The following is a 9675-nucleotide window of genomic DNA, read 5'->3' as shown; positions in this document are numbered from 1 at the left end:
CCGGACGCACTGGACAGCGGACGCAGGACGACAGACACGACATGTGAGACATGGCACATGTCGCGCTCAGCATACCGGGCGTGCCGACACGGCCGTTATCCGTACCGGCGGGCCACCGGTATCGAGTCACCGACACCGGGGCGTGCCGCCAGGCGCCAGAGGGCCTGGATGCGCTCGAGCGTGCCCTGAATCGGCTGTGGGCTAAGCGGCAAGGTTCGGAATGAGCGGTTCGGGGCGGTTCGCATCAGTCCGCAAGCCGCCATCTGGCGTACCGGCGTGCCACCCGTGCCCGGGTAGCCGAGGCTCCCGGCCCGCCGGTCACCGCCCGGTAGGTCCACAGGCCGGCGACGAAGGCGGCGAAGGCGGTGAGCGCGTCGTCCGCTACTGTCCAGCACGCTCGTGTTGCCGCCCACGCCTCGGCGTCCCGCGGAGAATGTCCCGCCTCGACGAGCCGGATAATCATGAACGCGGAGTCGACCCACTCGGCACCCGCGGCGGGCCACCCCCAGTCGATCACGTGAATCGACTCGCCGGCGCCGATCACGAACTGGTCACCGTGTAGATCGGTGTGGACGAGCCGATCACCTGCCACCGCCTCGGGCGCCCGCGCCGTCCATCGGTCCATGACGTCGACGTCCCAGCCGCTCACCACGTCCGGAGCGATCTCGCACAGGCGGCTCCACCAGTCCCGCACGGTCCACCGCTGGTGCAGCCCGGCAACCCCGGGCGCGGGCAGGCCACCGAGCCGGTCCAGCGTGCGCCCGACCGTTGGAAGATCAGCCGAACCGGGTGTGAGGTCGGCGGACCGGCCAGGCAGGTACTCGAACCCGACGATCAACCAGTCGTCGTCCGCGGTGACGTCCTGCGCGAAGGCCACGGCCGGCGCGATGCCGGCGGCGAGCGTCCCGGCCGTGACCTCGTTTCGCAGCCAGCGCATCCGCATGCTGACTCCGCGGACCGCTTTCACGAACACCGGCCCGTCCTCGCCGTACACGACGGCTGTCAGATCGTTGTTCCGCCCGCCGTCGACAGCGGCCGCCGAGCCCACCGGGCCGAGGTGACGCCCGACCGCCTCGCGCACCGGATCGGGAAGCGAATCCCAGAGGTCCACCATGCCGGCCCCTTCCTGGATCACCGCGGGATTCGCGATCCCTGCTTCTCGTCCCCTTCCTTACCGGACGCCGAGCAGTTCCCCTCATCGGCGCAGGAGCCGCACTTTCCCGCGTCTGCCGGAGGCCACAGATCCATGTCGACGGCGTAGCCGGCATCCGTGATCGCGGCCAGGGTACGGGCCCGAGTGTCCGCGTCCAGGACCGGCTCGTTCGTCGTGTCGTCGTTGGGGACGTGGTGGATGAACCGGCCCGCGACCTGGTCGCAGAACACGGCGTACTCCCGGGTGTCGAGCACGAACACGTGCCAGCCGATGTCGACCAGCCGGCTCGGGGCCAGGCCGACGCCCGGGTTCCGCGCGCTGGCGGCCAGGAACGCCAGCATCTGATCAACGATCCGGATGGCGAGGTCGCGGTCTCCCGCAGCCTCGACCACCACCCGGTCGACCAGCCTGTCGAACGCGTCCGGGCGGACCAGGAACCGGGCCGTCATCGCTGCTTCCGGGGCAACCACAGCAGTCATAGCGCGAACTCCTCATGGGAGAAGGAACGGAGCCCCTGCCCGGCGGTTCCGGGCAGGGCCCGCCACGGGGCGATCTTGTCGACGTCGGGTGGGAGATGACGCGCGCCGGCCCGCGGCCACAACCACGGCGGTATCGGGGGGTAGGCGTGGTGCGCGGGCCGGCGCGTGTTCGGGCAGAGGCCCCCTGTCCTGCTCACCAGGCGGACGGCAGGGGGCCTGCGTCTCAGGTCCCCGTACGGGGAGAGGGGAACGGGAAGGTGATCGGGACCACGCGGCCGTCGAGCCCGTGGCTTCTCGCGTGGTGATCCGCGGCGGCCGCGGTCGGGAACGGCAGGCGGACCTCGACCGGCCGCTGCTCCGGCCCGTAGACCACGACGGCGTACAACACCGCGTCCGCCGGAACACCGCTGCCAGCGTCGGTCCCGGTCGGGGGTAAGGCGTGCCGGTGGATCCGTGCCGCCACGGGCGGTCGACGGGTGCAGGTCTTCGGCGGTGCCACGACATCTCCTGTTCGTGTCTCGTCCGCGTGGTCGGCCGGTTATCGTGCCGACGCGCCACATTCCATGACGGTGCGCGACAGTCGACCAGCTGTGACGGGATGAGCTGCCGTTGACACACCCGTCACGCACACCTCACGCACGTGTCGTCACGCCATGAAGGAGGGCACACAGGTGGACGATCAAACCGCGGTCGAGGCGCGTGGGCACGCCGCGGCCGGTGACATCCGGTCCGCGCGGGATGCGCTGGACCGGATGCGCCGGGCGGCGGTCGAGCTGCCGGCACGGCCGGGGATGTCACCGTTCGGACCTGCGGCGGCGGACATGTTCGCTGGCGGGGTCCTCGCCCGGATCGGCGCCGGGGCCGAGGCCGAGCCGGTCACCCGGACCGCGGTGGGGCTGTACGACTCCGGTTGCGGTGGCTTCGAGGAACGTGGCCATGCCCTGCTCGCCCTGTCCGCCCGGCCCCGTCTCGCCCTGACCACCGGGAGCGCCCTGTGACCCTGCACTTCGGACCGCCGTCCCCCGGTCGGCAGATCCCCACGCTGGTCACCGAACGGCTGATCCTGCGGGACTGGCGTGCCGAGGACATCACGCCCTACTCGCGGATGACGCAGGAGCCGGAGATGTCCCGGTACACCGGTGGCGGTCCCATGGACGAGGAGGCGGTGTGGCGTCATGCCGCGTTCCAGCTCGGCCACTGGGCGTTGCGCGGGTTCGGCATGTGGGTCGTCCGGGACCGGTTCACCGGTGAGTTCATCGGCCGTGCCGGGCTGTACGAGGAGCTGGGCTGGCCGGGCGTCGAGGTCGCCTGGACGGTACGGCGGGACCGTTGGGGGCAGGGCCTGGCGCCGGAAGCCGGGACGGCGGCGGTGGAGTTCGCCTTCCTCCACGTCGGCGTCGACCGGGTCGTCTCCATCTGCCATCCGGACAACGCCCGCAGCCGCCGGGTCATGGAGAAGGTCGGCCTGGCTCTCGACGGCGCATGGTCGCTCCACGGCCGGCCGAGCGTCGTCTACGCCATCACCCGGGAGGCGTGGGCGGCGCGTAGCGTCTGATCAGGGCAGGGCTGGGACGCGTTCGAGGGTGCCCTGGACCGGCTGTGGGCTGATCAGCAGGTTCAGGATCGGGCAGGTGCGTTCCACCGCCTCGCGCAGCCTGCTGATCTCCTCGTCGGACGCGGGGGAGGACAGCCGTACGGCGTAGCGCAGGTCGTGGGGGTAGACCGGCAGGTCCTCGTAGCCGGGCTCGCCGGCGCGCGGGTCGAAGATGGCGGTGACGTCGATGTCGAGGGAGTCCAGGGGGACGCCGAGGGTGGCCGCCTGGATCAGGTAGGTGTGGGTCAGGCAGCTGCCCAGCACGCCGAGCTGGATCTCCGGCGAGGTCGGGCCCAGGTTGTGCCCGGCCAGATCCGGCCCGCTGTCGCTGATGATCTGGAATTCGCGGGCCCGGATGCGGCGCACGCCGGTGCGCCCCTCCGCGGTGACGGTCGCCGAGACGGCCAGCGGCTTGGCCTCGCCGGCGGTCACCCGCTCCCGATGGGCGAGGACGGCGTCGCGTTTGCCGATCAGGTACTCACTCAGCCCGCTCACCAGGTGGTCCTCTCGTCGTCGGTCCGTCGTCGTTCAGTATGCCGGGCGTGATCCGCCGAGTTCCGTAGCACCCCCGTGGCCGCACACGGCCGTGCGGGTGACGCGGGCGGGAACCGCGTCATCCGCACGGCGCGCTCAGTCGAACAGGTCCGGCTGTTCGGCGGTGATGACGTCCCAGTAGGGGGCGAAGCTGAAGCCGCCGAAGGAGCGGCTGCGGCCCAGCGGCTCGGCGACCTCGTGCCGGACGAGCTTCGGGCGGCCGGCGGCTTCGGCGAGAAGCTGCGCGTGCGCGCTCTGGTCGGCGGTGACGAACAGCCACGCGGCCTCCTCCACGGACCGGCCGACGGTGAGGAAGCCGTGGTTCTGCAGGATCACGAGCTTGTTCGGTCCCAGCGCCTCGGCGATGTTGCGCCCCTCGGCCTTGTCGAGGACCACGCCGTTGAAGTCGGCGTAGAGCGAGTGGCTGCCGTAGAAGGTGAGGGCGTCCTGGGTGATCGGGTCGAGCAGCCGGCCGAGGGACGACCACGCCTTGCCGGCCAGGGCGTGCGCGTGTGCCGCGGCGACGACGTCCGGACGGGCGGTGTGCACCTGGGAGTGGATGGCGAACGCGGCCGTGTTGACGGGACGGTCGCCGATGACGATGTCGCCGTCGTGGCTGACCAGCAGCAGGTCGGAGACCTTGATCTGGGCGAACGGCACGGCGAGCGGGTTGACCCAGAAGTGGTCGGGCAGCTCCGGGTCACGCGCCGTGATGTGGCCGGCGATACCGTGGTCGTAGCCGAATTTCGCGAACAGCCGGAAGGCGGCGGCCAGCCGCTGCTTGCGGTGCAGCCGTATCTCCTCGACGGATCCCTCGGGCTCAGGGTGTTTCGGGACGTTCTTCTGGTCGGCCACGCGCAGCGGGGTCCGCCGGAACTGCTCGCGGATGCTGGGGGCGAGGCTGGTGCTGGTGGACATGCCCTGATCTCCTTGGCGTGACCTCGGAAAGAATCTCGGGAAGGACCGTCGTCGCGGCACGCGCACCGTCTGCCGGCATTCCCGCGTGCTCCCCGCTCATCCGAGCGGCGGATCGTGTCGTAGTGACTCCAGGAACATCAGCGTGCTGGCGGCCACCGTCCGGTGGCCGGGCCCGGTGATCACATCGTGCTGGCCGGGTACCACGGTGAGCCGCGCGCGGGGGGCGGTACGAATGATCATCTGGGTGAGCGGCAGCGGGCTCACCTGGTCGTCCACCCCGTGGATGAGCAGGATGGGCAGATCGGGCAGGGCCCGCGGGACCGGGTACACCGAGGCGTAGGGGTAGGCGCCGTCGACGGCGACGTCCTCGCTGTTCCTGGCGCCGCCGTCGGCGCTGAGCGGGCGTTGCAGCAGCGGCAGCCCGAGCAGGACCACGCCGTCCGGGCGCAGCGCCGGGGAGCCCGCCAGGGTCAGCGCGCGCAGCCCGCCGATGTCCGAGCCCAGCAGGATGAAGGGCGCGCCGGGGATACGTGCTTCGGCCAGTGTCGACACGCTGGCGCCGGGCTCCTCCGAGACGGTGGTGGTGTAGCCGTCGAGGGCCAGCCGCAGCCGGAGCCCCTCGAAGGACACGACTGTCTCGTCCCGACCGGTCAGGATGAGGACGGATCCGCGGCCGGAGGGTACGCCGGGCGAGGCCTCGAGCGTGGTGGTCAGTGACGCGGCGCTACCGGCCGCGTGTCCGTGGATGCCGGTGGATGGCCGTCTCGACGCGAATGTCACGGGCGGCGCGGATGTCATTGTGCATCTCCTGTCGTCGGGTGGGAGCTGTCGCGATGGCCGGCGTGGATGCGTGCCGTTGTTTTTCTTCCGCGTCCCAGGGGGGATGGAAACGAAACGTGCGGGAAACACGTGCTTTCGTCCTGCGGAAGGAAGGCGACAGTCCGTGAGCGGTCAGGCAGCGAGCGGGCGTGTGGTTATCGACGGAAGAAAAGAAGGCCCGGACAGGCTGCTGACGCGACCCGCAACAGATCAATGTGACCGCGGGTCACGAGGCGGGACTCGGTATGCACACGGTCCACAATGCGTGTGATGTGGGCTTGATGTCAATACTCGCCCCGGTCGGGCACGGGACATCCGACGGCGCGCCGGCGGCCTGGCGCGCTGCCCGGCCGGGCGGCCGGCGGCCTGGCGCGCTGATGGACCGTGGGTGCCCGGTGGGCCATGCTCCTACGTCGTGGCTACTTCCAGCGGTCGCCACTACCGGTGGCCGTTACTCCGGTGGACGTCGCCGCTGGCCGCGTCCACCCGGATGGGCGAGGCCACCACAGGTGACGGCCGCATGGGACGGAAGGACGGCGATGGGCGATTTCGTCGGGGCGATCGACCAGGGCACCACGAGCACCCGTTTCATGATTTTCGATCATGACGGTAACGAGGTCGCCCGCCGCCAGCTCGAGCATGCCCAGATCCTGCCGCGCGCCGGCTGGGTCGAGCACGACCCGGTGGAGATCTGGGAGCGCACGGCCGCCGTCGTCGCGGCGGCGCTGGCCGACGCCGGCCTCGGCGCCGCCGACCTGGCCGCGCTCGGCGTCACCAACCAGCGCGAGACCACGATCGTGTGGGACCCGCGCACCGGCCGGCCCTACCACAACGCGATCGTCTGGCAGGACACCCGCACCGACCGGATCGTGGCCGCGCTGGAGCGCGACGGCCGCGGCCAGGTGATCCGGAGCAGATCCGGCCTGCCACCGGCGACCTACTTCTCCGCGGGCAAGATCGCGTGGATTCTCGACAACGTCGACGGCGTCCGCGCCGCGGCCGAACGGGGCGAGGCCGTCTTCGGCACCGTGGACAGCTGGCTGCTGTGGAACCTCACCGGCGGTCCGCGCGGCGGGCTGCACGTGACGGACGCCACCAACGCCAGCCGCACCATGCTGATGGACCTGCGCACCCTCGACTGGGACGACGAGCTGCTGGAGCTCTTCGGCGTCCCGCGGGCGATACTCCCGGTGATCCGGCCGTCGGCCGACCCGGCCGGCTACGGCTCGACCACCGCCGCCGGGCCGCTGCGCGGCGAGGTCGCGCTGACCGCCGACCTCGGCGACCAGCACGCCGCCACCGTCGGGCAGGTCTGCTTCGCCCCCGGGCAGGCCAAGAACACCTACGGCACCGGCAACTTCCTCCTGCTGAACACCGGGACGCGGGCGGTGCCCTCCCGGCACGGGCTGCTCACGACCGTCGGCTACCGCTTCGGCGACGACGACCCGGTGTACGCGCTGGAAGGCTCGATCGCCGTCACCGGGTCGGCCGTGCAGTGGCTGCGCGACCAGCTCGGCATCATCGGCAGCGCGGCCGAGAGCGAGACGCTGGCCGCGACGGTGCCCGACAGCGGCGGGATCTACTTCGTCCCGGCCTTCTCCGGGCTGTTCGCGCCGTACTGGCGTTCCGACGCGCGGGGCGCCGTCGTGGGGCTGTCGCGCTTCCACACCGGCGCCCATCTGGCCCGCGCCGCGCTCGAGGCGATCTGCTACCAGAGCCGGGACGTGGCCGAGGCGATGCGGCTGGACTCGGGGGTGGCCCTGGACGTCCTGCGGGTCGACGGCGGGGTGACCGCCAACGACCTGTGCATGCAGATACAGGCGGACATCCTGGGCGTCCCCGTCAGCCGTCCGGTGGTCGCCGAGACGACGGCGCTCGGCGCCGCGTACGCCGCCGGCCTCGCCGTGGGCTTCTGGAAGGACACCGGTGAGCTGGCCACCCACTGGCGGGAGGGGCGCCGCTTCGAGCCCCGCTGGTCGGCGGACCGGCGGGAAAGCGGCTACGCGGGCTGGCGCAAGGCCGTCGAACGCACCCTGGACTGGGTGGACGTGGACCCCGGCCCCGGTGGTCGGTAACGGTCATGATTCCGCTGGTTCCAGCCACGGCGGAATAGCCGGAACAATCGTGCCGGCGGTGCCGGTGTGCGGTAGGCGACATACGGCCGCGCGAGCGCTTTGCCGTTGTCCTGGACGGGTAGATCATACCTCGCTGGAAACCCGCCGCCGCGGGGGCGCGGCAGGGTGACGGGTTGCGCCCGGGTGGGTGCCCTCCGTCCGAAACACGGCCGTTACCATGTTACCTCGCTGCCGTGCGTCGTCTGTTGTTTCCGTCACGCATTGACATCCCCGGGATCTGTCGCGGGCCGCATGCTAACGTCGATCATGCGTTACCGCCCGGTGCGGTCGACCGGCCGATAATACAGGGCCATCTCGCCGTCCATCTCTCGTGTACATTCATTTTTCTCCAAGTATTACTCGCGGAGGATCCGTGGCGAAGTCGAAATGGCAGAAGCAACTCAAGAAATACGACAGGCGGCTGCTTGAGGGTCAGTCCTTCGGCGAGGAACAGAAGACCGACTACCCGTTCGGCTGGTATTTCGCCAGGTACAGTGAGGATCTCGAGCCGGGCCAGGTGGCGCCGGTCGAGTTCATGTCGCACCAGTTCGCGCTCTTCCGCGGGAAGAGCGGGCGGGTCGGCATGGTCGACAGCCAGTGCTGCCATATGGGCGCCGACCTCGGCCGCTGCGGCACCGTGGTCGAGGACCGGATCAAGTGCGGCTACCACGCCTGGGAGTTCCGGACCGACGGCGGCTGCGAGGTCATCCCCGGGCTGGACCAGGCGAAGATCCCCCCGCGGGCCGGCCAGCGCGCGATCCCCGTCCGGGAGCACGCCGGGAACATCTGGTTCTGGTACGGCCCCGAACCGGTCGGCGAGTTCGTCGAGGTGCCCTACGCCGACTCCAAGAAGTACCTGAACCTCAAGGGCCAGATCTACACCGCCCGGGGAACGCTGCTGCCGGTCGCGGAGCACGTTTCCGACATCTACCACTTCCCGGTCGCGCACAAGGGCGCGGGACGGCTGGAGTACTCCATCCTGGTGAACAAGGAGGACCGCCTGGAATACCAGCTGCGGCCCGCCGACGAAACCGGCATGAAGAAGGTCCAGCGCTGGTTCCGGCCGTACGCGTTCATCGAGATGATCGGGCCGTCCGCGTCGCTCTACCGGACGCAGAAGGACGCCACGGTCGACCGCTCCGGCCCGCTGCTGACAATTGTTCTCGGCGGCACCCCCGTCCGAGACGACCTGATGTTCTTCGGCTACCGGGTCATTGTCCGCAAAATACTCCCCGGCCCGCTGTTCGCGCCGCTCAACCACCTCATCGCGCGCATGATGTGGCTGACGGTCCGGCGGAACGTCTACGCCGACATCGACGTGCTGCGCTGGCTGCGGCATCCCGAGAAAACCCTCTGGGTGAAGCCGGACGGCCCGTCCGTCCGCGAGTTCCGCGCCTTCTTCCAGCGCCGTATCGCGCCCGGCTGGCGTTTCGGCGACCCGCTGCCGGCGGAATCCGCCGTCAGCGCGTAGCACCCGTCAGGCCGCGCGGACGGCGCCCGCGACGCCCGCGGGCCGGGCGGCCGGTGACCGGTACCGGTTGAACGTCGGGTCCCTGGTGGGGGCGACCGGACGTCCAACCGGCGCCGGTGAGGCCCGAGACGACCCGGGCCCGCGGCAGCGCGGGATCCCGGCGGGCCGTCACGCCCGCGAGCGCCATGTGTGCAGGCCCGGGCAGCCCTTCTGCGGCTGCCCGGCGGCCGAGCGCGATCCACCCGCCTGTAAAGTCGCTGGCCACGCACACATGGGGGGAACCATATGCTGGCTTTTTGTATATTATTAACTACAATCGCCATGATTGTCGGATTTGTTGGACTGGTGCGCGGTCGCCTGCACCAGGCGCGAATCCACAACCGCCGGAGCGCCGGAATCGTCACCGGAGCGAGTCTCCTGGGGCTCCTCGTCCTCACGGCGCTGGCTCCGGAGAGTAACCAGACGGTGGTGTCGGCCGCTCCGAGGGCGTCCGTGAGCTCATCGCCCACGTCCACGCCGTCGACCGTCGGCACTCCGCTGCCTCCGGCCGAGCCGCTGGCCGTCAGCAGCCCACCGACACAACCGCCTGTACC

Annotated in this window: 12 protein-coding genes; 4 read left to right on the top strand and 8 right to left on the bottom strand. The window is 70.6% G+C overall.

Features of this window, described 5'->3' with window-relative positions:
- Positions 1–244 precede the first annotated feature (244 nt).
- Genes AC5LSR_RS11700 through AC5LSR_RS11685 form a run of 4 tightly spaced genes read right to left on the bottom strand, consistent with a single transcriptional unit; the run spans position 245 to position 2131 of the window.
- Positions 245–1114 (bottom strand): hypothetical protein, encoded by an 870-nt coding sequence (locus tag AC5LSR_RS11700; protein ID WP_493468445.1) that lies wholly within the window; start codon positions 1112–1114, stop codon positions 245–247.
- Positions 1115–1131: 17 nt separating this feature from the next.
- Positions 1132–1632, bottom strand: a complete 501-nt coding sequence (locus AC5LSR_RS11695; RefSeq protein WP_493468444.1) for a glycine-rich domain-containing protein — start codon at positions 1630–1632, stop codon at positions 1132–1134.
- Entirely contained in the window at positions 1629–1829 is a 201-nt protein-coding gene (locus tag AC5LSR_RS11690) for a hypothetical protein (protein WP_250285709.1), read from the bottom strand. The genes AC5LSR_RS11695 and AC5LSR_RS11690 overlap by 4 nt, the downstream gene beginning before the upstream one ends.
- A gap of 26 nt (positions 1830–1855) precedes the next feature.
- On the bottom strand, positions 1856–2131 hold the full coding sequence (locus tag AC5LSR_RS11685) for a hypothetical protein (protein WP_250285708.1): 276 nt from the start codon (positions 2129–2131) through the stop codon (positions 1856–1858).
- Positions 2132–2303: 172 nt separating this feature from the next.
- On the opposite strand from AC5LSR_RS11685, the gene AC5LSR_RS11680 reads away from it, so the two are divergent.
- Together AC5LSR_RS11680 and AC5LSR_RS11675 are read left to right on the top strand one after the other, a co-directional pair.
- Positions 2304–2630, top strand: coding sequence for a hypothetical protein (locus tag AC5LSR_RS11680; RefSeq protein WP_250285707.1), 327 nt, complete (start codon positions 2304–2306; stop codon positions 2628–2630).
- Entirely contained in the window at positions 2627–3187 is a 561-nt protein-coding gene (locus AC5LSR_RS11675) for a GNAT family N-acetyltransferase (RefSeq protein WP_250285706.1), read from the top strand. Before AC5LSR_RS11680 ends, AC5LSR_RS11675 begins: the two co-directional genes overlap by 4 nt.
- Here AC5LSR_RS11675 and AC5LSR_RS11670 read toward each other — a convergent pair whose 3' ends face one another.
- The 4 genes from AC5LSR_RS11670 to AC5LSR_RS11655 form a co-directional block, all read right to left on the bottom strand.
- Positions 3188–3721, bottom strand: a complete 534-nt coding sequence (locus tag AC5LSR_RS11670) for an OsmC family protein (RefSeq protein ID WP_250285705.1) — start codon at positions 3719–3721, stop codon at positions 3188–3190. It abuts the gene before it with no gap.
- Positions 3722–3856: 135 nt separating this feature from the next.
- Complete coding sequence (locus tag AC5LSR_RS11665; protein ID WP_250285704.1) at positions 3857–4678, bottom strand: class II aldolase/adducin family protein; 822 nt, start codon at positions 4676–4678, stop codon at positions 3857–3859.
- Between the two features lie 96 nt (positions 4679–4774).
- The gene (locus AC5LSR_RS11660) at positions 4775–5308 is read right to left on the bottom strand and encodes an alpha/beta fold hydrolase (RefSeq protein ID WP_250285703.1); all 534 of its coding nucleotides are present in this window, start codon (positions 5306–5308) and stop codon (positions 4775–4777) included.
- A gap of 344 nt (positions 5309–5652) precedes the next feature.
- Positions 5653–5748 carry a putative leader peptide gene (locus tag AC5LSR_RS11655; RefSeq protein WP_445548743.1) on the bottom strand — a complete coding sequence of 32 codons (96 nt, stop codon included), beginning with the start codon at positions 5746–5748 and terminating at the stop codon, positions 5653–5655.
- 288 nt (positions 5749–6036) lie between these two features.
- Between AC5LSR_RS11655 and glpK the strand changes: the two genes are divergently transcribed.
- Entirely contained in the window at positions 6037–7572 is a 1536-nt protein-coding gene (glpK, locus tag AC5LSR_RS11650) for a glycerol kinase GlpK (protein ID WP_250285702.1), read from the top strand.
- 412 nt (positions 7573–7984) lie between these two features.
- A complete protein-coding gene (locus AC5LSR_RS11645) occupies positions 7985–9082 on the top strand; it encodes a Rieske 2Fe-2S domain-containing protein (RefSeq protein ID WP_250285701.1) in 1098 nt (365 codons plus the stop codon).
- The last annotated feature ends 593 nt before the right edge of the window (positions 9083–9675 follow it).

This window comes from Protofrankia sp. CiP1_Cm_nod4, from assembly GCF_982290645.1.
Note: the sequence above shows the minus strand (reverse complement) of the source record. Positions and strands in the feature narration are given on the sequence as shown.

Coding starts and splice junctions, on each gene's coding strand:
- AC5LSR_RS11700 (WP_493468445.1), bottom strand. CDS start 1,114: ATGGTGGACCTCTGGGATTCGCTTCCCGATCCGGTGCGCGAGGCGGTC.
- AC5LSR_RS11695 (WP_493468444.1), bottom strand. CDS start 1,632: ATGACTGCTGTGGTTGCCCCGGAAGCAGCGATGACGGCCCGGTTCCTG.
- AC5LSR_RS11665 (WP_250285704.1), bottom strand. CDS start 4,678: ATGTCCACCAGCACCAGCCTCGCCCCCAGCATCCGCGAGCAGTTCCGG.
- glpK (WP_250285702.1), top strand. CDS start 6,037: ATGGGCGATTTCGTCGGGGCGATCGACCAGGGCACCACGAGCACCCGT.